The organism is Micromonospora sp. NPDC023737, from assembly GCF_040639715.1.
Lineage (GTDB): Bacteria > Actinomycetota > Actinomycetes > Mycobacteriales > Micromonosporaceae > Micromonospora.
The window spans coordinates 199,931-224,157 of sequence record NZ_JBFAAL010000007.1; the positions used below are offsets into that span (position 1 = coordinate 199,931).

The window sequence follows — 24,227 nt, forward strand, 5'->3', positions numbered from 1 at the left end:
ACGTTCTCACCGCTTCCGGGCGCGCGCGGTGGCCCGGGCGTTTGCCTTCTCGATCGCCTGGACCAGGTCGTCCTTCTCCAGGTCCTGCGGGTCCCGGATGCCCACCCGGCGAGCGACGTCGTCGAGATGCTCCTTGCTCGCATTGGCGTCCACACCCCCGGCGGTGGGGCGGGTGCGCTCCCGGGACGCCGGTGTGCCCAACTCCGCCTGCGGATCCGAGGGCCCGGGGCGCTCCTTGGGCTCCCAGTGGTCGCCCACCTTCTCGTGGGTGTGCTTCAGCGAGGCGTACGCCGTACGGTGCGCCCGCTCCCCGTCGCCGTAGGTCTCCTCGGCCGACTCCAGCGTCTTCTTGTACGTACGCACCGCCTTGTCGTCGGAGCGGGCGACGGTCGACGGCACGTCGTCACGCATCTCTTCGGCCTGCTCATGTTTGTCCGACAAGGTCACGCCTCGTTCCGTCCGTCGGCTTCGGGGCCACGACCGCCTCCCAGCGCCTGGCGGGCGGCCGCGGACCCGGCGGGCACCACCGCACCGGCCGTCGCGGAGACGGCCTCGCGTACCTCGTCGGCGACCCGGGCCGAGTTGTCGCCCGCCGCGCTCAACTGCTGCAGTCCGAGCCGCCCCAGTACGGCGGCCGCGGCGAGGTAGCCGGATGCCAGCCCGGCGACGGCCAGACGGCGGGGCAGGAACGTCTCCAGCATGCGCAGCACGGTGGTCGACGCCGCGCCCACCCCCAGGATGAGGCAGCCACCGGCCGCCGCGAGCAGGGCGATGCCGGTGCCGGCCGGCCGGGCGGCCTCGGTGAGCTGGCGGCGGACCGCGCCCATCTCGCCGCGGACGACCTCGGCGATCTCGTCCGTGAAGCGCCCGGCGGGGTTGCCCGTCCGGTCGCCCCAGCCGGGCTGGTCAGAAGAAGCTGCGCCTGCCATGGTGTCCTCCCGCTGCTCGCTGCCGACGCGGCTTGGTACCCACCTTCCCCGGCGGCACACCGGCCGGCTCCCCCGGAGCTGAACCCGTCACGACCGGCGGATCACCATCAGTGCGCCTCCTGCGCCCGTGCAATCATTGCCGCATGGTCGCGAACGTGCTCCCTGCGAGTACGTCGACAGGCCCGGAGACCGGGCTCGTCGAGAGCCTCGCCGCGCTGAGTCGGACCCTCGTCGGTATCACCACTCGCACCCTCGCCACCCTGGACGTGGACGTCACGCTGTCGCAGTATCGGGCGATCGTCGTACTCGCGTCCCGGGGGCCGCTGCGGACCGTCGATCTCGCCGCGGCCCTGCACGTCCATCCGTCGACCGCGACCCGGACCTGCGACCGGCTGGTGCGCCGGGGCCTCGTGGCCCGGCACCCCGGTGCCACCGACCGGCGGGTCTCCTGGCTGGGGCTGACCAGCAGCGGGAAGGAACTCGTGGGTGAGGTGATGCGGCGACGGACCGACCAGATCCGCGAACTGGTCCGCAGCCGGCGGGCCGAGTCGGCTCGGGACCTGGCCGAGTTGGTCGAAGCGCTGGTCGTCGCCGCCGGCGAGCCCACCGAGCGGCAGTGGTGGCAGCAGTGGGAGCGCTGCACTGAGCCGGTGGTCGCCCCGGACGAACGGACTGGCTGAGCGACGCCGGGACAGGTCAGTCGGCCCGTCCGAGCGGGTGGCGCAGTCCGTACCGCGCGACGATGCTGTCGAGCCAGTCGGGCGTGCCGTAGGTGAGGCCGTACTTCGCGGCGAGTTCGCCGAACTCGGGTGTCTCGCGAATGCTCACGCCGGGCGCCGGCTTCACGGAGGTGAACAGCTCGCCGAGTTCCCGGAAGTAGCTCTCGAAGCCGCCCGGTGCGATCACCTCGATGATGCGGCCGGGCACGCCGCCGGCGTTCCACATGGCGTGCATCTGCCCGCGTGGTTTGGTGATGTAGCCGCCGGGGCCGAGGACGACCTCGTCGCCGTCGGACCGGAAACCGATCTCACCTTCGAGCACGATGGAGTGCTCGTCCTCGCGCGTGTGGCGGTGCGGCATGGTGATCGTGCCCACGGCGAACGGATGCTCCACGATGGCCACCCGGCCCCCGTTGTCGCGGCTGTAGAGCTTGAAGACCGCGCCGAACCCCGGAATGTCGGCCGACTCGCCGCCGCCGGGTGGGACCACCTTCAACTCGGGCGCATCGCTCAGGCCCATCGACGTCTCCTCTCGTTCATCAGGTCTTCCGCGCACCCCGCTGGTCGGGTGACCGGGTTCGCGGCGTCATCCACGGGGCGTCACCTTCTCGGCGAGCCGTTCGAACTCCGGTCGCGGGAGAAGGCCGGACACCAATTCGCCCGCGATGAGCCAGGTCGGGGTGGCTCGTACGCCGAGGCGCGCGCCCAACGACTCGGACTCGGCGAGGAAGGCCAGTGCGCTGCCGTCGTCCAACGCGGCCCGCAGCGCGTCGAGATCGACACCGACCTCGGCGGCGTGCCGCTCGACGACCGCCCGGTCGCCGATGTCCTCACCGAGCTCGAAGCGCGCGGCGAACAAGGCTCGGTTGAAGTCGCCCGACACGTCCGGCCGGCTGCGGCGGATCCATTCGGCCGCCGTCAGCGCCTTCCGGGTGTTGGGCAGCCGCCGCGGCCAGTTCAACGGCAGGCCGGCTTCCGCCGCTTCGCGCTCGAGCGCCTCATACATCGGTCCGGTACGCGGTCCGGCCTCGACGCCCCCGTCGGGGATCTCGGGGTGGATCTGGAACGGCAGGTGTACGACCTCCAGGCCGCGTCGTTCGAGGATCTCGTTGCGCTGTTGCCCGACGTAGCAGAACGGGCAGATGAAGTCGAACCAGTGCAGGACGGAATTGCTCGGTTCCACGTCAGCCCCTTGCCTTCGGGAGCCGGTCGGCGCGACTCGGCATGTTTCGTTACAGCACTTGACTGCAACTTGCCATGATCGACGCGCCCACTCCGGTGACCCGTCGCGCTGGTGTTTTGTGTTACAGTCACTGGTTGTAACGTAACCTGCGCCGACCACAGTCGCTGCCCACGAGGTGAACCATGGCTCGAACCCGACCAGAGGGCGAACCGGACCGGGACAGTGCAACGGGCGGGGGCGAACGCACGCACCCCGGCGGCCGGCCCCGGGACGCCGCCATCGACGAGGCGATCATCCTGGCCACCCGGGAGCGCCTCGTGCGCGACGGCTACTCGAGGATGACGATCGGTGACATCGTCGCCGACGCCAAGGTGACCCGACCCACGCTCTATCGCCGCTGGAAGAACAAGTTCGACCTGGTGGTCGACGCGCTCGACTACGGCTTTCGCAAACAGCGCGACATGCACACCGTCGACCTCGCGGAGCTGGCGCCGCGCGACGCGCTCGTGGAGGCTGTCCGCCGGCTCGATCCCGCCTACTTCAACCCGGACGCGATGGTGCTGATGGGCAACTTCGCCGGCGAGGCGCGCCGCACGCCGGACCTGCTGGAGATCCTGCGCGAACACGCCGTCGAACCCCGGGTCGCCCTGGTCGAGGAGGTGCTGAAGCAGTTGCGGGAGCGACGCGCGGTCAGAGCCGACATCGACACCCGCGTCATCGCGTTGATGTGCTTCGGTAGCTACTTCGCCGCCTTCTATGCCGGAGAGTCGATCGAGGGACTCCCCGAACGGGTGGTGGCCACGCTGTGGCCGGCCGTCTCTGCCGACCAGCAGCAGGGCGACTGATCCGGCCCGGGTGGCCGGGGTGCCGTCACCCGGAAGACTGCGGCCGCCGGAGACCGTCGATGGCGAGGTCGAGCGCGGCCTCGAGATGGTCGATTTTTCCGGTCGAGAGCAGCAGCAGGACGCCACCCTGGATGCCGGCCAGCATGGCGGCGGCCGCGCGTCCGGCGTCCACCTCCGCGGTCATCTCGCCGGTCGACTGCATGTGCCGGATCCCGACGGCGATCGCCTGCTCCCAGCGCTGCATCAGCCCGACGAGCACCGCACGGGCGGCCGGTGCGCGACGACCCGTCTGCCCGAGCAGACCGTTGAGCGGGCAGGTGTCGCCCTGCTCCTGGTAGCGCGAAATCACCCGATCACGCCACGCCTGCCAGGCCGCCCAGGACGTCAGGTCTCCGAGCATCGGCTGCTGGTCGGCGAGCACCTGGTCGGCCTCATGCTCGGCCACCGCGAGCAGGAGTTCCTCCTTACCGCCAGGGAAGTAGTGGAAGAGCTGACTCTTACTGGTGGCGGTGCGGGCCATCACATCCTCGAGGCGGACCTCGTCCACGCCGCGCTCACGTACCTCGGTGGCCGCGCCGGCGACGATCCGCGCTCGGGTCGCCTCGCCCTTGCTGGTCAGCGGGCGCGTCATGAGGCCTCCTCGGGTCATGCTGGTCAACGGTATCGGCACGGCGGCCCTGCCGTCCCGCGGTGGGCGGCACCCACCGCGGGACGGGTCGTCAGCCGACCGGCTGGGCGGCGCCGTTGACGATCGGCGGGGCGTACCCGGCCGGCTTGTCGCCGATACCGAGGCCGGGGCTCACCATCCAGGACTGGTACTCCGGCGTGAACATCGAGTACGGGAGCGGCAGCGGTTCGGAGCTGGCCTGCTCCAGCCGCTCGCGCAGCTGCGGCGGAATCTCGAAGTCGAGCGCGGCCACGTTGCCGTCCACCTGCTCCGGGCTGCTCGCCCCGATGATCACCGAGCCGACGGCGGGCTGGGTGGCCACCCAGTTGATCGCCACCTGGGCCATGCTCCGGCCCAGCTCGGTGGCGACGCCGTCGAGCGCCTCGATCACCCGCCATTCGCGGTCGCTGACCGGACGTCCGCTCGCGCCGTCCGTGCCGAGTCGTCCGGTGCCCGCCAGGCCGTCCGCCGTTCGCCGGTACTTGCCGGTGAGCAGCCCGCCGCCGATGGGGCTCCACGCCGTGAGGCCCAGGCCCAGGGACTGCGCCATCGGCAGGTATTCCGGCTCGATCCCGCGCGAGATCAAAGAGTACGGCAGTTGCAGGTTGATCATCGGGGTCAGGCCGTGCGCCTCGGCGTAGCTCTGCGCCCGGGCGGCGTACCAGGCCGGCACGTCGGACAGGCCGGCGTAGCGGATCTTGCCGGCGCGTACCAGGTCGTCGAAGGTCCGCACGACCTCCTCGACCGGGGTGATCCGGTCCCAGGTGTGCAGCAGGTACAGGTCGAGGTAGTCGGTGCCGAGTCGGCGCAGCGACGCCTCCAGGGCGCGGATCATGTGCTTGCGGCCGTTGCCGCTGGCGTTGGGGTCGCCGGGATCGGTGCTGTTGGTGAACTTGCTGGTCAACACCAGCCGGTCCCGCACCCCGGCGGAGGTGATCAGCCGGCCGAGGATCCGCTCGCTCTCACCGGCGGTGTAGAAGTCGGCCGTGTCGACGAAGTTGCCGCCCGCCTCCAGGTAGCGCCGGAAGATCGGCTCGGCTTCGGCCTCGGTCTTGCCGTACGGGGCGTGGAAGCCCGCGGTGCCGAAGTTCATGGTGCCGAGGGCGAGCCGGCTGACGCGCAGCCCGGACCGGCCGAGCAGGTAGTAGTGCATCGTCTGGTACTCCAGTTGCCTTGTCCGCCAGATTCGTGGCCGGCCCGGTTCGGACCGCCGGACCACACTGTGGCGCGACAAAATTGGACCGGCAAGTCCAGAACTGGAGGCTGATCGGCCGGTCCCGGTGCAACCCGTCCGGCGTCGCGGACGCCGGGCACCGCACAGTCCGGCCGGTGACATCGGTCGGATCAGCCGAGACGGCGAGGTCGACCCAGATGTTCCTAACGGTTGGGGCCGGCCCGCAGATCCTGCTCGATGTGCTCGGCGGTCGCGAGCAGCGGCGGCAGCAACTCCCTGCGGATCGTCTCGGACGAGCCGCGGCTGGCGTGGGCCGAGACGTTCACGGCAGCGATCACCGACCCGTTGTCACCCCGGATCGGCGCGGCCAGAGACCGAAGTCCCTCCTCGAGTTCCTGGTCGACGATCGCGTACCCCTGCGCGGCGATCTTCTTGAGCACGGTGCGCAGCTTCGCCGGGTCGGTGACGGTGCGGCGGGTCAGCGGCCGCAGTTCCGCCTCGGCGAGGTAGCCGTCCAGCCAGTCCGCCGGTTGCGCGGCGAGCAGTACCCGTCCCATGGACGTCGCGTACGCGGGAAAGCGGGTACCGACGCTGATCCCCACCGTCATGATCCGCTTCGTGGGGACGCGGGCGACGTAGACCACCTCACCGCCGTCGAGCACGGACACCGAGCAGGACTCGTGGACCTGCGCGACCAGCGCCTCCATGTGGGGCTGCGCGACCTCCGGGAGGCTCAGGCTCGACAGGTAGGCGTACCCGAGTTCGAGGATCCGGGGCCGCAGCGAGAAGAGCCGGCCGTCGGTGTGCACGTACCCCAACTCGACGAGGGTGAGCAGGAACCGGCGCGCGGCGGCCCGGGTCAGTCCGGTCGTGCGGGCCACGTCGCTGAGCGTGAGCTGGGGATGCTCGGCGTCGAAGGCCCGGATGACGGCGAGCCCGCGTTCCAGCGACTGGACGAACTCCGGAGATCGTGTCGTCTCGTCGGTCACCGAGCCCTTCTCGACCTGCACCGGCCGGTGGGCGGTCGCCGCGTCCGAGCTCGCGGTCCGGGTGGCGGCGAGGGGAGGTTGAAGCCGGCTCACTGGTCCTCCTGCCGCAGGGTCTCCCGGGCCACCTTGAAGGCCCGGTTCGCCGCTGGTACGCCAGCGTAAACGCCGACCTGGAGCAGGACCTCACCGACCTCCTCCGGCGTCAGCCCGTTCCGCAGTGCGGCACGTACGTGCATGGCGAGTTCCTCGTCGTGGTGCAGGGTCGCGAGCACGGCGAGGGTGACGCAGCTGCGGGTACGCCGGTCGAGGCCGGGCCGGGTCCAGATCTCCCCCCAGGCGTAGCGGGTGATGAAGTCCTGGAAGTCGGCGTTGAACTCGTCGGTGCCGGCGATCGCCCGGTCGACGTGCGCGTCGCCCAGCACCTGCCGGCGTACCGTCATGCCTGCCTCGTGCCGATCGCGGTCGTCCACAGTTCACCACTCCTCGTCGAAGTGCTCCAACAGCAGCCGGCACACCTGCTCGGGTTGCTCGACGTTGGCCAGGTGTGCCGCCTGGTCGACAACGGCCAGCCGCGCCTGCGGAATCCGTTCGACCATCGCGCGGGCGTGTTCCACAGGCGTGGCCGGGTCGTCAGCTCCCGCGATCACCAAGGTCGGCGCCTCGATCTTGTGCAGGTCGTCCCGTAGGTCCATCGTGGCGATCGCCTCACAGCACGCCGCGTAGCCCTCCGCGGACGTGGCGGTGAGCATCGCCCGGTGCTCGTCGACGACGTCCGGTCGGGTCGCCGCGTAGGCGGGGGTGAACCAACGGGCGACCACCACGTCGGCGACCGCCCCGACGCCTTCGGCGCGTACCGCCGCCGCCCGGTCGCGCCATGCCTGGGACGGGCCGAGGGACGCGGACGTGCAGAGCAGCGCCAGCCGCCGCAGCCGGTCGGGCGCATGCGCGGCGAACCACATGCCGACCATGCCGCCGAGGGACAGACCCGCGTAGTCGACGCGCGCCGCTTCGAGGTCGTCCATTAGGCGCAGCAGTTCCGCGCCGAGCAGGTCCATCGTGTACGGCCCGACCGGCACCGCCGAGCGGCCGTGGCCCAGGTGGTCGTAGCGGATGACGCGGAACCGCTCGGCGAGCGCCGCCATCTGCGGCGCCCACATGGCGCAGGTGGTGCCGAGCGAACCGCCGAGCAGGAGCACGGGGGCGTCGGCCGGCCCGTCCACGGTGACGTGCAGGCGGCCGCTCACGGCTGCGTCCCCCGGTGGGCGGCGAGCGCGCGGTCGACGAACCGTTCGGCCGACCCCAGCCAACCGTACGGGTCGAGGGCCTCGTCGATCTCCCGCTCGGACAGGTGGGCGCGGATGTCCGGGTCGGTGACCAGCGCGTCCCGGAACGCGGGCCGGGTCGCGGCGCGGGCGACGAGGTCACCCGCCGCAGCACGGCCGAGAGCGGGCGCCAGGCGCACGGCGACGGCCTCGGCCAGCACGAGTCCGCAGGTCGCGTCGAGGTTCGCCCGCATCCGCTCGGGACGAACCTGCAGCCCGTCCAGCATCCGGGCGCACCGGGCGGCGGAGCCACCGGCGACGTGCAGCAGGTCCAGCAGCGGTTCCCACTCGGCGTGCCAGTCACCCACCGCCCGTTCGTGTTCCTGAACCGCGGTGGTGAACAGGGTCGCGACGAGCCCCGGGCCACGCCGCGCCGCGGCGGTGACGAGGACCGAGTCGACCGGGTTGCGCTTGTGCGGCATCGCTGACGAGCCGCCCCGTCCGGGCCCGCCCTCGGCCACCTCGCCCACCTCGGTCCGGGCGAGCAGGCCGACGTCCACCGCGACCTTGCCGGTGGCCGCGAGGAGCCCGCCGAGGGCGGCGGCCTGGTCGAGCACGGGCTGGCGGCGGGTGTGCCAGGGCAGCGGGCTCGCGGCGAGGCCGAGGTGTTCCGCGTACCGCTCGGACACCGCCGGACCGGCGGATCCGAGCGCGGCCAGTGTGCCGACCGCGCCGCCGAGCTGCGCCGGCAGTGTCGCCCGCGCCCGGAGCAACCCGGCCCGCGCTTCGACCAGGCTGACCAGCCAGCCGGCGGCCTTGAGTCCGAACGTGGTGGGCGCCGCCTGCTGCCCGAGTGTCCGGGCGACCGTCACCGTGGCGCGGTGGGTGTCGGCGAGCCGGGCCGCGGCGTCGGCGGCGACGTCGAGGTGACGCAGCAGGGGCTCGGTCGCCCGCTTGGTGACCAGGGCCAGTGCGGTGTCGAGGATGTCCTGGCTCGTCGCCCCGAGATGCACCCAGGGTCGGGCGTGCTCGGGCACGGCGGTGGTCAGTTCGCGTACCAGCGGCACCACCGGGTTGCCGGTGCCGTCGGCCGCCCGGCCGAGCGATGTGGGGTCGTACCGCTCGGCGCGGCAGTGGGCGGCGATCGCCTGGGCGGCCGACGCGGGCAGGACGCCGCAGTCCGCCGCGGCACGGGCGAGCGCGGCCTCCGCGTCGAGCATCGCCTGCAACAGGGACGCGTCGGTGAGTTCCGCGTCGACGTCCGGTGTGCCGGAGAGCCCGCCGAGCAGCGTGTCAGAGCGCGAAGAAGACGGTTTCATTCTCGCCCTGCAAACGGATGTCGAACTGGAACCCGTCCGGTGCCGGGCCGGCGAGCAGCGTGCCGCGCCGTTCCGCGTCGACGCTGCCCAGCACCGGGTCGGTGGCGTTGGCCGGTTCGTGCGGAAAGTAGAGCCGGGTGACGACGCGGTGCAGGAGTCCACGCGCGAAGACGGACAGCGTCAGGTGTGGTGCCTCGGTGGCTCCGTCCGGGTCGGGCAGCGGTCCCGGCTTGACGGTCAGCAGGGCGTACCTGCCGTGCGCATCGGTCTCGCTGCGTCCGAATCCGCGGAAACCCGGTACCACGGGTGGCCGGGCGCCGCGAGGGTCGTCGGGGTGGTCGAAGCGGCCGTCGGGATCGGCCTGCCAGCTCTCCACCAGTGCGTCGACCACCGGCGCTCCGGTGCCGTCGAAGACCTGGCCGCGGATCCAGAACGCACCCGGCGTGCCCTCGGGTACGACGTACGGGCCGTCGGGCCAGCGCAGGCCGAGGTGCAGGAACGGCCCTACCGTCTGCGCGGGGGTGACACCCAACCGTTCACTCATCGTCGTCCTCGTCCTCGAAGGGCGTGCTCTCCCGGCCACGCAGCACGATGTCGAACTCGTACGCCAGCGCCCACTCGGGTACGGTGCCGGCGTGGTCGTACCGGGCGATCATCCGCTCGCGGGCCTTCGGGTCGCGGACCGAGTTGAAGATCGGGTCCTGGAAGAAGAGCGGGTCACCCGGGAAGTACATCTGGGTCACCAGTCGCTGGGTGAACGCGCGGCCGAAGAGCGAGAAGTGGATGTGGGCCGGCCGCCAGGCGTTGTCGTGGTTCTTCCACGGGTAGGCGCCCGGCTGCACGGTGACGAACCGGTAGCGGCCGCGATCGTCGGTCAGGGCTCGGCCGACGCCGTCGAAGTTGGGGTCGAGCGGTGCCGGCCAGTTGTCCACCGCATGGCGGTAGCGTCCGGCGGCGTTCGTCTGCCAGATCTCGACCAGCGTGTGCGGCACCGGTCGGCCGTCGCCGTCGAGGACCCGGCCGTGCACGATGATCCGCTGGCCCTGCGGCTCGCCGTCGTGCTGGCGGGTCAGGTCGTGGTCGAGCTCGCCGAGCCGCCCCTCGCCGAGCAGCGGGCCGGTGATCTCGGTCAGCCGGTGCGGCAGGTAGGTCAGCGGCTGTCGCGGCGCGCGCAGGGCCGTCGACTTGTAGCCGGGACTGAGCAGGGGCGGGTGCGCGTCGACGTCGTCGCGCCGGTACCGCGGCAGGACCAGGCCGCTGCCGGTCTGGTCGACGGTGTCCTGGGTCATGTTCCTCCTCATCCGGCCGCCTTCTTGGTCGCCTCCAGCGCCCTTAGCACTGTCAGTTCGTGCCCGGTCGGCGGGTCGCCGGTGGTCAACCGCTCGGCGACGGCGAGGTCCCAGCCGGTGGCGGCCCGTACCCGCTCCACGGTCACGCCGGGGTGCAGGCGGGTCAGGGTCAGCTCGCAGCTGACCGGATCGGGTTCGAGTACGCCGAGGTCGGTGATGACGACGCGAGGGCCCCCGCCGCGCAGCCCGAGTCGTTTCCGGTCCTGCGGCCCGCTTCCGTAGCCGAAGGAGGTGACGAAGTCGACGCGCTCGACGAACGTCCGCAGGTTCTGTCGGACGATCACGACGACCTCGCCGCAGGAGGCGGCGATCTCCGGGGCGCCACCGGCACCGGGCAGCCGGACCTCCGGGTCGTCGTAGTGGCCGCCGATGACCGTGGTGTTGAGGTTGCCGTACCGGTCGAGCTGCGCGGCGCCGAGGAACCCGACGTCGATCCGACCGGGCTGCAACCAGTAGTTGAACACCTCCGGCACGGAGACCACGGCGTCGGCGGTGTCGGCCAGGACGCCGTCGCCGATGGACAGCGGCAACCGGTCCGGTTTCGCGCCGAGGCAACCGGATTCGTAGATGAGCACGAGGTTCGGGGCGTGGCTGGCGCGGGCGAGGTTCGCCGCGGTGCTGGGCAGTCCGATCCCGACGAAGCAGGCGGTGCCGTCGCGTAGTTGCCGGGCGGCGGCGACGGTCATCATCTCGTCGGCGGTGTAGTCGGGGCTCACGCGCTCGCCTCGGTCTTCAGCACGTGCCGTGCGATCCAGGTCTGAAAGGTGTTCCGATCCCGGCCTATCTCGTCCCATTCGACGTAGAAGGCGTTGTCCCGGACGGAGTAGCCCTGGGCGTAGGAGGGGTGGGAGCCGCCGGGCACCTCGGCCACCGCGGTGACCGCCCAGCCGGGCAGGACGACCTGCCCGGGTACGGGGTCGAGTTCGTCGACGATCTCCTCGACGGTGACCAGCGACCGGTGCGCGGCGAGCACGGCCTCCTTCTGGACTCCGGTGATGCCCCACATCTGCACGTTGCCGGCGAGGTCGGCGCGCTGCGCGTGCACGACTGTCACGTCGGGGCGCAGGGCGGGAACGGCGGTGAGGGTCTGCCCGGTGAAGGGGCAGGTGATGGTGCGGATGTTGGTGGTGTGCCGGGGCAGGTCGGTGCCGGTGTAGCCGCGGAGGACGGCGAACGGTAGCCCGGAGGCTCCGGCCACGTAGCGGTTCGCCATGCCGGCGTGGCTGTGTTCCTCGAGTTCGAGCGGTCCCGGCCAGGAGTTCTGTACCGCGTCCCGGAAGCGGTGCAGTGATCCGACGCCGGGATTGCCGCCCCAGGAGAAGATCAGGCGCCGGGCGCAGCCGGCGCCGATGAGCTGGTCGTAGATGACGTCCGGGGTCATCCGTACCAGGGTCAGGTCGCGTCGTCCCTGGCGGATGATCTCGTGTCCGGCGGCGAACGGGATGAGGTGCGTGAACCCTTCCAGGGCCACCACGTCACCGTCGTGGACCAGGTCCGCGACGCCGTCGGAAAGCGAGACGAGCTTCGCCACTGGCCTCACCGCCTCCTGCGAATCCGGGAACAGCCGACTGTTCGCTATGCGGACTGCCGTACTTATATCGAACGTAATGCCCGCCGACGGCTCCCGTCAACGATGACCGTCCACACCAGACTCAGGTCGCGTTGGCGGCGACAGAAATGTCGCGACGACCCGTTGACGTGAGGCAGGTCACGTGCCAACGTTCCAGATGAGAACAGCCGTTCGGCTAGCGAACATCCCCTCGGAGGTCTCCCCGCAACGGAGGCCCACCACCCCCCGGTCCAGCATGGACCGCCGGACGCGGGAGTACCTGCATGCGCCGTCTTGTCATCAGCGCCATCACCGCCGCGGCCCTGCTCACGGCCACCGCCGCCTGCGGCAGCTCCGACGACGCCGGCGGCTCCGGCGCGCAGGGCGGGGGCACCACCAAGGTCAAGGTCGGTGCCATCCCGATCGTGGACGTGGCGCCCTTGCATCTCGGCATCGAGAAGGGCTTCTTCGCCGAGCAGAACATCGAGGTCGAGGTGGTCAACACCACCGGCGGCGCCGCCGCGGTACCGGGCGTCGTCAGCGGAGAGTTCGACTTCGCCTTCGGCAACGTGGTGTCGCTCATCGTCGCCCGCTCGCAGAAGCTGCCGCTCAAGGCGATCGCGGAGGGCAACTCCTCGACGGGCCAGCAGGGCAAGGACTTCGGCGGAATCGTCGTGCCGAAGGACAGCCCCATCACGACCGCGGCCGAACTCGCCGGCAAGACCGTCGCCGTCAACAACCTCAAGAACATCGGGGACACGACGGTCCGCGCCTCGATCCGCAAGGCCGGCGGCGACCCGTCGTCGGTCAAGTTCGTCGAGCTGCCGTTCCCGGACATGCCGGCGGCCGTCGACGCGAAGCGCGTGGACGCCGCCTGGATCGTCGAACCGTTCTTCACCGTCGCACAGGACCAGGGCGCCCGGGTCGTCGCGTCCAACTTCGTCGACGCCGCGCCGAACCTGACCATCGCCGCCTACTTCACCACGGAGAAGACGATCCAGCAGAAGGCGGACCTCACCAAGCGCTTCACCGTCGCGATCGAGAAGTCGCTGAAGTACGCCCAGGAGCACCCTGACGAGGCACGGAAGGTGCTACTGACGTACACGAAGATCGACCCGGCGGTCGCCGAAAAGATGACCCTCCCGGCCTGGTCGGGACAGATCAACCGGGAGTCCGTCCAGACGCTGGCCGACTTGATGCTCACCGACGGTCTGGTCACCGAGAAGGTCGACGTGGCGGAGCTGCTTCCGTGACGTCGGCGGCCACCCGCGCCGCGCCGGCCCGGAGTTCCCGGGCCGGCAAGGCCGGTCGGCTGACCGGAGGCAACGCCCTGTCGGGGGTCGTCGGCTTCGCCGTGTTCCTCGCGTCACTCGAAGCGGTGCCGCGCATCGGCCTGGTCTCGCCGGACTACCTGCCGCCGATCAGCCGGATCGGCACGGCCCTCGTCGAACTCGCCGGGGAGGCCGGATTCTGGACGGCCCTCGGCGACACCGTCCGCGGCTGGTTCGTCGGGCTGTCCATCGCGGTGATCCTCGGGATCACCGTCGGGTTCGTCATCGGCACGCTACCCGTGCTGCGCGAGTTCACCGCCTCGACCATCGAGTTCCTCCGGCCCATCCCGTCGGTGGCGCTCATTCCGCTCGCGGTCCTGGTCTTCGGCACCGACCTGCGGTCCGTGCTGCTGCTGGTCGTGTACGCGTCGTTCTGGCAGGTCCTGGTCCAGGTGCTCTACGGCGTGCAGGACGTCGACCCCGTCGCGAGCGAGACCGCCCGCACCTTCGGGCTGGGCCGCTGGGCCCGTACCCGGTACGTCACCTGGCCGACCGCCCTGCCGTACGTGCTCACCGGCGTGCGCCTCGCCGCCGCCGTCGCACTGATCCTCGCCATCACCGCCGAACTCGTCATCGGCGCCCCCGGACTGGGCAACGAGATCGGCGTGGCGCAGTCCGGCGGCGCCGTCGCCCGGATGTACGCGCTGGTCGTCGTGACCGGGCTGCTCGGCGTCGCGGTCAACGTGCTGGCCCGGCGGCTGGAACGATGGCTGCTGTCCTGGCACCCGTCGCTACGACGGGAGGTGCCCGCGTGAGACTCGCCGGCCGGGTCACCCGCACCGTCGCGGCGGCCCTCGCGCTGCCCGCCGCCCTGCTCACCCTCTGGTGGATCCTCACCGCCGACAGTGAGAGCTACTACCTGCCACCGCTGTCGAAGATCCTCGCCACCTTCGACGACGTGTGGCTGCGCACCGACCGGCTGAGCGTGGACGTCCTGCCGAGCCTGCTGCGCCTGTTCGGTGGCTTCCTGCTGGCGGTGGCCCTGGGCGTGTCGCTCGGGGTCGCGATCGGGTCGTCCCGCCGGCTGCGGGCCTGCTGCGAGCCGGTGCTGGAGTTCCTACGGGCGATCCCGCCACCGGTGCTCGTGCCGGTGCTGATGCTCTTCGCCGGGATCGGCGACACCATGAAGGTGCTGGTGATCCTCTCCGGTTGCCTCTGGCCGATCCTGCTGAACACCGTCGAGGGCGTCCGCGCCGTCGACGAGGTCCTCGTGGAGACCTCGCGCTGCTACGGAATACGCGGGCCGGCCCGGCTGTGGCACCTGGTCGTCCGGTCGGCGAGCCCGCAGATCGTCACCGGCCTGCGGCAGGGCCTGTCGATCGGTTTCATCCTCATGGTCATCAGCGAGATGTTCGCCGCCAGCAACGGCCTCGGCTTCAGCATCATCCAGTTCCAGCGCACGTTCGCCGTCACCGAGATGTGGACCGGCATCCTCCTGCTCGGCCTGCTCGGTTTCCTGCTCGCCACGCTCATGCGGGTGTTCGAAAGACGCGTCCTCAGCTGGTATTTCGGCCTGCGCCAAGCGCAGCGAGGTGGGAGTCGATGAGTGTCATGAGCCAGACGCAGACAGCGGCCGGCCCGCTGACCGAGGTCCTGCTGGACGTCCGCGCCGTGCGCAAGGTGTACGAGGGGCGCGGCCGCTCGGTGGAGGCCGTACGCGACCTGACCTTCACCGTCGCCAGAGGTGACCTCGTCTGCGTGGTCGGCCCGTCCGGCGCCGGCAAGACCACACTGCTCAAGTGCATCGCCGGCCTGCTGGCGCCGACCTCCGGCGAGGTGGTCCTCGAAGGCGAGTCGGTCGACGGACCGCCGCCGGGCATGGCGGTGGTGTTCCAGGAGTACGGTCGCAGCCTCTTCCCCTGGATGACGGTCCGGAAGAACGTCGAGCTGCCACTGAAGCAGAAGAAGCTACCGAAGGCACGCCGGGAGGAACTGGTCCACCAGGCGCTGAGCGCCGTCGGACTCGGCGACGTGCACGGGGCGTACCCGTGGCAGCTCTCCGGGGGCATGCAGCAGCGGGTCGCCATCGCCCGGGCGATCGCGTACGAGCCGCACATCCTGTTGATGGACGAGCCGTTCGCCGCCGTCGACGCGCAGACCCGGGCCGACCTGGAGGACCTCGTCCGCTCGCTGTGGCAGCGGCTCGGCGTCACCACGCTGTTCGTCACACACGACATCGACGAGGCCGTCTACCTGGCCCAGCGGGTGCTGGTGCTCTCGTCGTCGCCGACAGTGGTGCTCGACGACGTCACCATCGACCTGCCGGCACAGCGGGACCAGCTCACCACCCGCTCGTCGGCCCGCTTCACGGAGCTGCGCGGCCACGTGTTCGAACAGATCCAACGGGCGAAACAGCGCAGCGGAGCGTCGGTGGTCGAATGAGCAGCGTCCGCGAGGCCACCCTCGACGTCCTGCGGCAGTGCGGGATGCACCGCGTCTTCGCCAACCCGGGCTCCACCGAGGTGGCCTTCCTCGCCGATCTGCCGGACGACCTGGAGTTCGTCCTCGCCCTGCACGAGGGATCGGTGGTCGGTATGGCCACCGGCCATGCGATCGCGACCGGCCGGCCGGCGTTCGTCAACCTGCACACCACCGCCGGGCTCGGCAACGCCGTCGGCGCGCTCGCCACCGCGCGGGTCAACCGGGCTCCGCTGGTCGTCGTGGTCGGCCAGCAGGACCGTCGCCACCTGGCGCTGGAACCGTTCCTCGCCGGCCGCCTCGACGGGCTCGCCGGGCCGTACCCGGTCTGGGTGAACCAGCCGGTCCTGGCCCAGGACGTGCCGGCGGCGGTGCGCCGGGCCTGGCACGAGGCGGTCCAGCATCGCGGCCCCGCGATCGTCGTGGTGCCGATGGACGACTGGTCGGCGCGGGTCGACCCGGCGCTCGGGCTGGCCGCGCCGAGCACCGTACGGCGTGCCGGGTCGGCGCCCGGGCCGGCCGCCGAAGAGGTGGCCGGCCTGCTCGACGACGCCGCGAATCCGGTGGTGGTGGTCGGCGCCGGGGCCGACGACCGGGCTACCTGGAACGCGTTGGTCTCGCTGGTGGAGCGGCTCGGCGCACCGGTATGGCAGGAGGCGTTCGGCGCCCGAGCCGGGTTCCCCCAGGACCATCCGCGGTTCGCGGGGCATCTACCCGCCGGCCGGTCACGGCTGCGGTCCGTGCTCGACGGGCATGACGTGGCGCTCGTCGTCGGCACCGGCGCGTTCCGGCAGTACCCGTACGAGCCGGGGCCGCTGGTGCCGGACGGACTCACCGTCGCGGTGGTCTCCGACGACCCGGACGAGTTGCACCACAGCCGAGCGGATCTCGCCGTACTCGCCGATCCGGCGACGCTCTGCGCCGCGGTCGCCGACCGGATCACGCCCCGGCGGGCGGCGGGCGAGGCGGTGACCGCGGTACGCCCCGAGCCTGTCGATCCGCCCGCTGCCGGCGAGCCGATGCGGGCGCGGCACGTCTTCGCCGCGCTCGCCGAGCGGCTGCCCCGCGACGTCGTGCTGGTCGAGGAGACCCCGTCGACCCGGCCGGAGCTGCACCGGCTGCTGCCCGCCCGGGAGCCGCGCGGGTTCGTGAGCGCGGCCATGGGCGGCCTCGGCTTCGGGCTGCCGGCCGCCGCGGGACTGCGCATGGGTGACCCGACTCGGCCGGTCGTCGCCGTGCTCGGCGACGGGTCGTCGCTCTACGGCATCCAGGGTCTGTGGAGTGCCGCACGGTACGGCTGCGGGGCGCTCTTCGTGGTCCTCTCCAACGGACGGTACGCGGTCATGGACCGGCTCGCCGACCGGGCCGGCGGGAAGGCCCCCTGGCCCGCCTTCGACGACGTGTCGGTGCACGGCCTGGCTCAGGCCCTCGGCTGCCCCGCCCGTCGGGTGAGCGACCACGCGGACCTCCTGGCGGTCCTCGACGAGGTCGTCCCGACGCTTCCCGGTCGCATCGAGCCGCTCCTGCTCGACGTGCCGGTCCGCATCGAACGAGGCTTCGAACCCTGACCCCATCGGCGCCGCAGCGCGCCCTACCCGAGAGGACCGCCATGACACTGCTCGACACGGCGACGTGGCAGGGCATGCTCTACAGCGACGGCTGGGTGGAGGCGGCCGGCGGCACCCGGGCCGTGGTCTCGCCCGCGAATCGGGAGGAGATCGGCCGGATCGGTGTGGCGAACGCCGGCGACGTGGCGCGAGCCTGTGCCCGGGCCGCCGAAGCGCAACGCGGCTGGGCCGCGACCAGCTACCTGGAGCGCGCCGCCGTTCTGCGCCGGGCCGGGCAGTTGTTCGCACAGCACGCCGCCGGGATCGGCGAGTGGCTCGTGCGCGAGGCGGGCTCCATCCCGCCGAAGGCCGGCGTCGAGACCGACACCGCGGCGCAGGAGTGCTACGAGGCGGCCGGGCTCGCGTCGCGGCCGCTGGGCGAGATCCTCGCCAGTGCGCAGCCGCGGCTGAGCCTGGCGCGCCGGTTGCCGGTCGGTGTGGTCGGCGTCATCGCGCCGTTCAACTTCCCGCTGGTGCTGGCGATCCGTTCCGTCGCTCCGGCACTGGCCCTGGGCAACGCGGTGGTGCTCAAGCCGGATGCCCGTACCGCCGTCTCCGGCGGCGTCTCGATCGCGCGGGTCTTCGAGGAGGCAGGCCTGCCCGCGGGGTTGCTGCACGTCCTGCCCGGCGAGGCCGACGCGGGTGAGGCGCTGGTGGCGGACCCCCACGTACGGGTGGTGAGCTTCACCGGTTCGACCGCCGCCGGCCGCCGGGTCGGCGAGGCCGCCGCCCGCCACCTCAAGCGGGCGCACCTGGAACTCGGCGGCAACTCGGCGCTGATCGTGCTCGACGACGCCGACCTGGGTCTCGCCGTCTCGGCCGGCGCCTGGGGGTCGTTCCTGCACCAGGGGCAGATCTGCATGACCACCGGCCGGCACCTGGTGCACGAGAGCCTCGCCCAGAGGTACGTCGAAGAGCTGGCCGAGAAGGCGGACCAGCTGCCGGTCGGTGACCCGGCCAAGGAACAGGTGGCGCTCGGACCGATCATCGATGAGCGGCAACGCGACAAGATTCACACGTTGGTCACGGCGAGCGTCGAGGCGGGTGCCCGCCTCGCCGCCGGCGGCAGGTACGACGGGCTGTTCTACCGCCCGACGGTGCTCGCCGAGGTCACCGTCGATTCCCCGGCATACGCCCAGGAGGTCTTCGGCCCGGTCGCACCGGTGCTCGCCTTCTCCGATCTGGACGAGGCCGCGACCCTGGCCGGGCAGACCGAGTACGGGTTGTCGCTGGGCATCCTGAGCCGCGACGTGATGAAGGCGATGGCGCTGGCCGAACGGATCCCCACCGGGATCGTGCACATCAACGACCAGACGGTCAGCGATGAGGCGGTGGCGCCGTTCGGCGGCGTCCGGGCCTCCGGCACCGGCTCCCGGTTCGGCGGGGCGGCGGCCAACATCGAGGCGTTCACCGAGACGCAGTGGCTGACCGTGCAGGGCGACATCACCCGGTATCCGTTCTGATGTCCGCTGACGGGGAGACGATCGTGGCGGGCGTCTGACGATGGTACGCAGCCAGTCGCAGGTGGGCGACCACCCGGCCAGGACCGGCCCAACGGGTCGGCGGGCCGGGCCGCTCACCCTGCTCGGCATCGTGCTGTTGGCGCTCAACCTGCGTGCGGCGATCGCCGGCCTCGCCCCGCTCCTGCCGGACGTACGGCTCGACCTCGGGCTGGGCAGCGGCACGGCCGGGCTGCTGACCACCCTGCCGGTGCTGTGTTTCGGGCTGCTCTCCCCGGCCGCCGCGCTGCTCGGAAGCCGGATCGGCGTCGAGCGCGCGCTGCTGGTGGCGATGCTCGGCATCGTCGTCGGCAGTCTGGTGCGGACGGCACCGGGGATCTGGTGGATGATCACCGGCACCGTGCTGATCGGCGCCGGCATCACGGTCGGGAACGTGCTGGTCCCCAGCGTCGTCAAACAGGACTTCCCGCAGCGGCAGGGCTCCGTGACGGCGCTCACGACGGCCGCGTTGACCGGCGGTGCCGCCCTCGCGGCGGCCGTCACCGCACCACTGGCCCATGGCGGGTGGGGCTGGCGGGACGCCCTGCTCGTGGTCGGCGCGCCCGCGGCGGTGGCGGCGGCTCTCTGGCTACCTCAGCTGCGCCGGCGGCACGTCGCACCCACGCTCGCGCGGAACGTGACGGCACTTCTGCGGTCCCCGGTCACCTGGGCGCTCGCCGCGTTCATGGGGATGCAGTCGCTGACCTACTACGCGATGCTCGCCTGGCTGCCCACGCTGCTGCGCGACGAGGGCGTCTCCGCCGCCGACGCCGGCTGGGCGCTCGCCCTGTTCAACCTGCTCGGCATCGCCACCGCGGTGCTCACTCCGGCGCTCGCGACCCGAATGCGTGACCAGCGCGGGCTCGGCCTGCTGGTCTGCGCCGCCTGGGCGGTCTGCCTGCTCGGGCTGCTCGGCGTGCCGGCGTTGTACCTGCTCTGGGCCACGATGGGTGGGCTGGCGCAGGGTGCGGGGATCGGTCTGGCGCTGGCGCTGCTCGTGCTGCGGGCCCGTACGCCGGAATCGGCCCGCGACCTGTCCGGCACGGTGCAGTCCGTCGGTTACCTGCTGGGCGCGACCGGGCCGCTGCTCGTCGGGCTGCTGCGGGACGGCTCCGGCGGTTGGGTGCTGCCGCTCAGCGCCCTGTGCGTCGCGGTGGTGGTGATGGCGGTGGCCGCGCTCAACGCCGGGCGCGACCGGCAGGTGTGACGCACCCGCGGACGCGAACGACGACGGCACGCGGCCGACGACGGCACCGGAACATCGGACGAGGAGGACACGAAGGATGCGTACCCAGGTCGGCATCGTGGGAGCGGGACCGGCGGGACTCATGCTGTCGCACCTGCTGCACCTGCACGGCATCGAGTCCGTGGTGCTGGAGTGCCGCAGCCGGGAGTACGTCGAGCACCGGGTTCGCGCGGGAGTTCTCGAACAGGGCTCGGTGGATCTGCTCCGCCGCACCGGGATCGGTGAGCGACTCGATCGGGAGGGGATGCGGCACGAGGGCATCGAGCTGCGCTTCGACGGGGAGTCACACCGGGTGCCGATGACGGAGCTCACCGGGCGTGCGATCACCGTCTACGGGCAGCAGGAGGTGGTCAAGGACCTCATCGCGGCCCGGCTGGCGGCCGGCGGTTCGATCCTCTTCGAGGCCGAGGCCGTACGCCTGGCCGGACTCGACTCGGATTCGCCGGTCATCCACTTCCGCCGCGACGGACGGGACGAGCAGTTGCACTGCGACTTCGTGGCCGGCTGCGACGGGTTCCACGGCGTCAGCCGCGGCGCGGTGCCGGACGGCGTGCTACGGACCTACGAGCGGACGTACCCGTTCGCCTGGCTGGGCGTGCTCGCCGCCGCTCCCCCGGCGGTGGACGAACTCGTCTACGCCAACCACGAGCGGGGCTTCGCCCTCTACAGCCTCCGATCGCCCGAGATCTCCCGGCTGTATCTTCAGGTCGCCCCGGACGAGGACCTCGCCGCGTGGCCGGACGAGCGGATCTGGGCGGAGCTGCGTACGCGGCTGGAGACCGTCGCGGGCTGGTCGCTGAACGAGGGTCCCGTCCTGGAGAAGTCGATCACTCCGATGCGCAGCTTCGTGGTCGAGCCGATGCAGTGGCAACGGCTGTTCCTGGCCGGCGACGCCGTGCACATCGTCCCGCCGACGGGAGCGAAGGGCATGAACCTGGCCCTCGCCGACGTCGCGCTGCTCGGCGACGCCTTCGCCGCCTGGTACGGGCAACACCGCACCGACCTGCTGGACGGTTACTCGGCTGCCGCGCTGCGCCGCGTGTGGCGTGCCCAGCACTTCTCCTGGCGGATGACCTCGATGCTGCACCGGCTGGAGAAGGACGACCCGTACGAGACGAAGCTGCAGGCCGCGACGTTGCGGTACGTCGTCACCTCGCCCGCCTACGCGACCAGTCTGGCGGAGAACTACGTCGGGCTGCCCGAGGTGTGAGCGTCGCCGCTCTGCCCGGCCCAGCCGTCAGCTCACATGGTTCCGCCACGTGTGCCGCGGCTCGTAGCCGAGCACCCGGCGCGCCTTGTCGATGCTGAGCAGGGTCTCGTGCTCGCCCAGTTCCTTACGGATCTCGACATCCGGGTAGACCTCGCTCATGAGGCCGGCGCTGGACCTGCTCATGACGGTGTCGGCGTTGGCGATGATGAACACCTCGGCGCCGGGCCGGTCGTACGCGAGTGCCCGCTCGACGGCCTGGGCGCCGTCGCGAGCGTCGATGTAGCCCCACAGGTTCCACCGGCGCAGGCGAGGGTCCGCGTCGAAGGACGGGAACTGGGCGTAGTCCTCGACGTCCATGACGTTGGAGAACCGCAGGCCCAGCATGATCAGCGCGGGGTCCCAACGGCAGAAGTGCCCCGCCATCTCCTCCTCGAGCGCCTTGTTCAGCGAGTACGTCGACTCCGGGCGCGGCGCGTACTCCTCGTCCACGGGGGCGTACGGCGGCGGGGTGTCGAACGGCAGGCCGAGCACGGTCTCGCTCGACGCGTAGACCACCCGCTTGATGCCCGCCGCCCTCGCGGCGGCGAAGACGTTGTACGTCGCGGACGAGTTGTTGGCGAAGGTCGTCGCGTTGGGCAGCAGCCCGGGGGCCGGGATCGCGGCCAGGTGCACTACCGCGTCGACCGTGCCGCCGTGCTCGTCGGCGCCACCGAGAAGAGCCTCCAGCACCTGCCCGTAGTCGGTCAGGTCGGCTTGGAGGAACTCGCCGCCGACGTCGCGGGGGTCTCCCCCGGCGGCGCGGTCGACGGCGAGCACGTCGACGCCCACGTCGCGTAGGTGCGCCACCACGGCGCGTCCGAGCTTGCCGGTGGCCCCGGTGACGACCACGCGCCTGGGAAGTGCGGTAACGGAAGCGGGGTGGGTCATGGTGCCCATCTTTCTCCTGCGGCCTGGCTCACCCACTGCCGGGTCCGGCCTACCCGGTCCGGGATCGCCGCACGAGGGTCGCCGCCGGGTACGCCCGCTGCCGGGGCGCAGTGATCACGATGTGATCGCCTTCGCCCACGGCGCGAGCAGCCGCTCGAGGCCGGCCATCAGGTAGAAGAGGACCGCGCCCATCACGGCGAGCAGGGTCAGCGCGGCGAAGGCGAGTGGGGTGTCGGCGGACTGGCCGGAGCTGGCGATCACCGAGCCCAGTCCGGCCTCGGGGTTGATCACCTCGCCGATGATCGCGCCGATGATGGCCAGTGAGGTCGCCACCTTCAGCCCGACGAAGAGTTGCGGCAGCGCCCACGGAAGCCGCACCTTCACGAAGGTCTGCCACCAGTTGGCGGAGAGGGAGCGGGCGAGTTCGCCGAGGTCGCTGGGGGTCGAGGTGAGCCCGGCCATGGTCGAGACCAGGATCGGGAAGAAGCAGAGCAGGACGACCATCACGACTTTGGTCTCGTAGCCGAAGCCGATCCAGACGAGCAGCAGGGGCGCGAGCGCCACCTTCGGCACCGCGTTGATCCCGGCGATGAAGGGAAGGGTCATCCGCTCGACCGTCCGGGACGCGGCAAGCAGGACGGCGAGCAGGAGCCCGCCCACCGCGGCGATCCCGAACCCGATGATCGTTTCGAGGAAGGTCACCCACGCCTGCTCGGCGAGGTAACCGGGGAGCCGGAGGAACGCGTCGACCACGTCCAGGGGCGCGGGGAGGAAGAAGGGGTCGATGTCGAAGGCCCAGGTGACCAGCCACCAGAGGGTGATCGCCAGGACGGCGCCCAGCGCGGGCAGGCCGACGCTTCGCCAACGCTGGGACGGTGCGAGGTTGTCGGTCACGATGACTGCGCCGGTTCGTCAGGGCTTCTTCACGAAGCTGAAGTCGACCACTTGGGACGCTTCGAGTCCCGGCCCGATCAGGCCGGCGTTCTGGAGAACGGCGATGGTGCTGGCCACCCGTGACTCGTCCATGAATCCGATGGGTGCGCCGCCGGCAGGGCGCACGTGCGGCGTCATCACCTCGATCTCACTCTTGCCCGCCGCCACCGTGTGGGTCGGCTTCACCCTGTTGAGGATCGTCGCCGCCTCGTCCGGGTGCTCGATGCTGTAGGCGAGCCCCTTGAGCACCGCGGTGGTGAACCGCCGCACCAGGTCGGGGTCCTTCTCGATGAGCGCCGGAGTGGTGATGATCGCGTTGCCGAACAGGTCCTTCAGATAGTCGCTGTACGGCAGGACCACCACCTCCTTCTTGGCGGCGGTCTGGAGAGCGCCGCGACTGAGCAGGAAGGTGCCGAGGGCGTCGACCTTCCGGCCCGCCATGAGCCCGTTGAGCGCGGTGGCCTGCACTCCCTCGATCTTCACAGTCGCCGGGTCGAGTCCGGCCAGCTTGGCGTACGCCGGAAAGAGCAGCTCGGTCACCGAGCCGGCGCCGGTCGCCATCGTCTTTCCCTGCAGGTCCTTCGGTGTGGTGATGTTGGTGTCCTCGGTGGTCATCACCGAGATCAGCGTCTGCTGGTGCACGGCGGCGACGGCCCGCCAGTCGGTGAACTCGCCCTTGCCGGCCTGGATCACCGCGCCGGTGAAGTCGAGTGCCGCGAACTGGACCTGACCGGCCTTCAGCGCGGTCAGGTTCTGCTGGTTGCCGGCGCCCTCCTTGATGTCGACCTCGATGCCGGCTTCGGCGAAATAGCCCTTCTCCTTCGCCACCCAGGCGAACGCGTCCCGGCCCACGGCACCGAACGCCGTGATGTAGGCGACCTTGTCGGTCTCCTTGCCGGCCGGGTCGTCGCTGCCACCGTCGGAGCCGCCGCAACCCGTCACGGCGAGAGCCGTGGCCAACAGCGCCGCCATGACTGCGCGAGTGCGCCTGATCATCCGTGCCTCCAGCCTCGAGCGTCGACGGGCAGCGCCGGCACACCCGCGCCAGCGGCATCCGGAGGGCCTGGCGCG

The 24,227-nt window shown here is 71.4% G+C and carries 27 protein-coding genes; 10 read left to right on the forward strand and 17 right to left on the reverse strand.

The genetic code is table 11. From position 1 onward, the window contains the following. Positions 1–6 precede the first annotated feature (6 nt). Both AB0F98_RS17940 and AB0F98_RS17945 read right to left on the reverse strand, forming a co-directional pair. Positions 7–411, reverse strand: coding sequence for a ChaB family protein (locus AB0F98_RS17940; protein WP_357736608.1), 405 nt, complete (start codon positions 409–411; stop codon positions 7–9). A 32-nt stretch (positions 412–443) separates the two neighbouring features. Further along, a complete protein-coding gene (locus AB0F98_RS17945; RefSeq protein WP_357736249.1) occupies positions 444–929 on the reverse strand; it encodes a phage holin family protein in 486 nt (161 codons plus the stop codon). A gap of 155 nt (positions 930–1,084) precedes the next feature. On the opposite strand from AB0F98_RS17945, the gene AB0F98_RS17950 reads away from it, so the two are divergent. Beyond that, positions 1,085–1,609, forward strand: a complete 525-nt coding sequence (locus AB0F98_RS17950; RefSeq protein ID WP_357736253.1) for a MarR family transcriptional regulator — start codon at positions 1,085–1,087, stop codon at positions 1,607–1,609. A gap of 16 nt (positions 1,610–1,625) precedes the next feature. Here the strand turns inward: AB0F98_RS17950 and AB0F98_RS17955 are convergent, their stop codons facing one another. Beyond that, the gene (locus AB0F98_RS17955) at positions 1,626–2,168 is read right to left on the reverse strand and encodes a cupin domain-containing protein (RefSeq protein WP_357736256.1); all 543 of its coding nucleotides are present in this window, start codon (positions 2,166–2,168) and stop codon (positions 1,626–1,628) included. A 66-nt stretch (positions 2,169–2,234) separates the two neighbouring features. Then, entirely contained in the window at positions 2,235–2,831 is a 597-nt protein-coding gene (locus AB0F98_RS17960; protein WP_357736259.1) for a DsbA family protein, read from the reverse strand. Positions 2,832–3,013: 182 nt separating this feature from the next. Between AB0F98_RS17960 and AB0F98_RS17965 the strand changes: the two genes are divergently transcribed. Then, positions 3,014–3,676 carry a TetR/AcrR family transcriptional regulator gene (locus AB0F98_RS17965; RefSeq protein WP_357736262.1) on the forward strand — a complete coding sequence of 221 codons (663 nt, stop codon included), beginning with the start codon at positions 3,014–3,016 and terminating at the stop codon, positions 3,674–3,676. 25 nt (positions 3,677–3,701) lie between these two features. Here AB0F98_RS17965 and AB0F98_RS17970 read toward each other — a convergent pair whose 3' ends face one another. The 10 genes from AB0F98_RS17970 to AB0F98_RS18015 all read right to left on the reverse strand — a co-directional run bounded on the left by AB0F98_RS17970 (position 3,702) and on the right by AB0F98_RS18015 (position 11,967). After that, positions 3,702–4,307: a TetR/AcrR family transcriptional regulator gene (locus AB0F98_RS17970; protein ID WP_357736265.1), complete on the reverse strand. Its 606-nt coding sequence runs from the start codon at positions 4,305–4,307 to the stop codon at positions 3,702–3,704. Between the two features lie 88 nt (positions 4,308–4,395). Next, positions 4,396–5,496, reverse strand: coding sequence for an aldo/keto reductase (locus AB0F98_RS17975; protein ID WP_357736268.1), 1,101 nt, complete (start codon positions 5,494–5,496; stop codon positions 4,396–4,398). Between the two features lie 224 nt (positions 5,497–5,720). Continuing rightward, positions 5,721–6,599, reverse strand: coding sequence for an IclR family transcriptional regulator (locus AB0F98_RS17980; protein ID WP_357736271.1), 879 nt, complete (start codon positions 6,597–6,599; stop codon positions 5,721–5,723). Further along, positions 6,596–6,976 (reverse strand): 4-carboxymuconolactone decarboxylase, encoded by a 381-nt coding sequence (gene pcaC / locus AB0F98_RS17985; protein ID WP_357736274.1) that lies wholly within the window; start codon positions 6,974–6,976, stop codon positions 6,596–6,598. The genes AB0F98_RS17980 and pcaC overlap by 4 nt, the downstream gene beginning before the upstream one ends. A 3-nt stretch (positions 6,977–6,979) precedes the next feature. Further along, positions 6,980–7,750, reverse strand: coding sequence for a 3-oxoadipate enol-lactonase (pcaD, locus tag AB0F98_RS17990; protein WP_357736277.1), 771 nt, complete (start codon positions 7,748–7,750; stop codon positions 6,980–6,982). Beyond that, a complete protein-coding gene (gene pcaB / locus AB0F98_RS17995; RefSeq protein ID WP_357736281.1) occupies positions 7,747–9,087 on the reverse strand; it encodes a 3-carboxy-cis,cis-muconate cycloisomerase in 1,341 nt (446 codons plus the stop codon). The genes pcaD and pcaB overlap by 4 nt, the downstream gene beginning before the upstream one ends. Continuing rightward, entirely contained in the window at positions 9,062–9,631 is a 570-nt protein-coding gene (gene pcaG / locus AB0F98_RS18000) for a protocatechuate 3,4-dioxygenase subunit alpha (protein ID WP_357736285.1), read from the reverse strand. The genes pcaB and pcaG overlap by 26 nt, the downstream gene beginning before the upstream one ends. Next, positions 9,624–10,376, reverse strand: a complete 753-nt coding sequence (gene pcaH, locus AB0F98_RS18005; RefSeq protein WP_357736289.1) for a protocatechuate 3,4-dioxygenase subunit beta — start codon at positions 10,374–10,376, stop codon at positions 9,624–9,626. The genes pcaG and pcaH overlap by 8 nt, the downstream gene beginning before the upstream one ends. Positions 10,377–10,384: 8 nt before the next feature. Further along, positions 10,385–11,125, reverse strand: coding sequence for a CoA-transferase (locus AB0F98_RS18010; RefSeq protein ID WP_357736611.1), 741 nt, complete (start codon positions 11,123–11,125; stop codon positions 10,385–10,387). Positions 11,126–11,148: 23 nt separating this feature from the next. Beyond that, positions 11,149–11,967, reverse strand: coding sequence for a CoA-transferase (locus AB0F98_RS18015; protein ID WP_357736292.1), 819 nt, complete (start codon positions 11,965–11,967; stop codon positions 11,149–11,151). A gap of 302 nt (positions 11,968–12,269) precedes the next feature. On the opposite strand from AB0F98_RS18015, the gene AB0F98_RS18020 reads away from it, so the two are divergent. The 8 genes from AB0F98_RS18020 to pobA all read left to right on the forward strand — a co-directional run bounded on the left by AB0F98_RS18020 (position 12,270) and on the right by pobA (position 21,296). Further along, complete coding sequence (locus AB0F98_RS18020; RefSeq protein ID WP_357736295.1) at positions 12,270–13,238, forward strand: ABC transporter substrate-binding protein; 969 nt, start codon at positions 12,270–12,272, stop codon at positions 13,236–13,238. Beyond that, entirely contained in the window at positions 13,235–14,071 is an 837-nt protein-coding gene (locus AB0F98_RS18025; RefSeq protein ID WP_357736299.1) for an ABC transporter permease, read from the forward strand. Before AB0F98_RS18020 ends, AB0F98_RS18025 begins: the two co-directional genes overlap by 4 nt. Next, on the forward strand, positions 14,068–14,862 hold the full coding sequence (locus AB0F98_RS18030) for an ABC transporter permease subunit (protein ID WP_357736302.1): 795 nt from the start codon (positions 14,068–14,070) through the stop codon (positions 14,860–14,862). The genes AB0F98_RS18025 and AB0F98_RS18030 overlap by 4 nt, the downstream gene beginning before the upstream one ends. After that, positions 14,859–15,698 (forward strand): ABC transporter ATP-binding protein, encoded by an 840-nt coding sequence (locus tag AB0F98_RS18035; RefSeq protein WP_357736305.1) that lies wholly within the window; start codon positions 14,859–14,861, stop codon positions 15,696–15,698. The genes AB0F98_RS18030 and AB0F98_RS18035 overlap by 4 nt, the downstream gene beginning before the upstream one ends. Then, the gene (locus AB0F98_RS18040) at positions 15,695–17,302 is read left to right on the forward strand and encodes a thiamine pyrophosphate-dependent enzyme (protein WP_357736308.1); all 1,608 of its coding nucleotides are present in this window, start codon (positions 15,695–15,697) and stop codon (positions 17,300–17,302) included. Before AB0F98_RS18035 ends, AB0F98_RS18040 begins: the two co-directional genes overlap by 4 nt. A gap of 41 nt (positions 17,303–17,343) precedes the next feature. Continuing rightward, on the forward strand, positions 17,344–18,804 hold the full coding sequence (locus AB0F98_RS18045) for a benzaldehyde dehydrogenase (RefSeq protein WP_357736312.1): 1,461 nt from the start codon (positions 17,344–17,346) through the stop codon (positions 18,802–18,804). Between the two features lie 40 nt (positions 18,805–18,844). Next, positions 18,845–20,047, forward strand: coding sequence for an MFS transporter (locus tag AB0F98_RS18050; RefSeq protein ID WP_357736315.1), 1,203 nt, complete (start codon positions 18,845–18,847; stop codon positions 20,045–20,047). A 76-nt stretch (positions 20,048–20,123) separates the two neighbouring features. Further along, on the forward strand, positions 20,124–21,296 hold the full coding sequence (gene pobA / locus AB0F98_RS18055) for a 4-hydroxybenzoate 3-monooxygenase (protein ID WP_357736318.1): 1,173 nt from the start codon (positions 20,124–20,126) through the stop codon (positions 21,294–21,296). 27 nt (positions 21,297–21,323) lie between these two features. Here pobA and AB0F98_RS18060 read toward each other — a convergent pair whose 3' ends face one another. From AB0F98_RS18060 to AB0F98_RS18070, 3 genes are all read right to left on the reverse strand, one after another. Next, on the reverse strand, positions 21,324–22,223 hold the full coding sequence (locus AB0F98_RS18060) for an NAD(P)-dependent oxidoreductase (RefSeq protein WP_357736321.1): 900 nt from the start codon (positions 22,221–22,223) through the stop codon (positions 21,324–21,326). A gap of 114 nt (positions 22,224–22,337) precedes the next feature. Continuing rightward, positions 22,338–23,117, reverse strand: a complete 780-nt coding sequence (locus tag AB0F98_RS18065) for an ABC transporter permease (RefSeq protein ID WP_357736324.1) — start codon at positions 23,115–23,117, stop codon at positions 22,338–22,340. Between the two features lie 18 nt (positions 23,118–23,135). Continuing rightward, complete coding sequence (locus AB0F98_RS18070) at positions 23,136–24,152, reverse strand: ABC transporter substrate-binding protein (protein ID WP_357736328.1); 1,017 nt, start codon at positions 24,150–24,152, stop codon at positions 23,136–23,138. Positions 24,153–24,227: the final 75 nt, after the last annotated feature.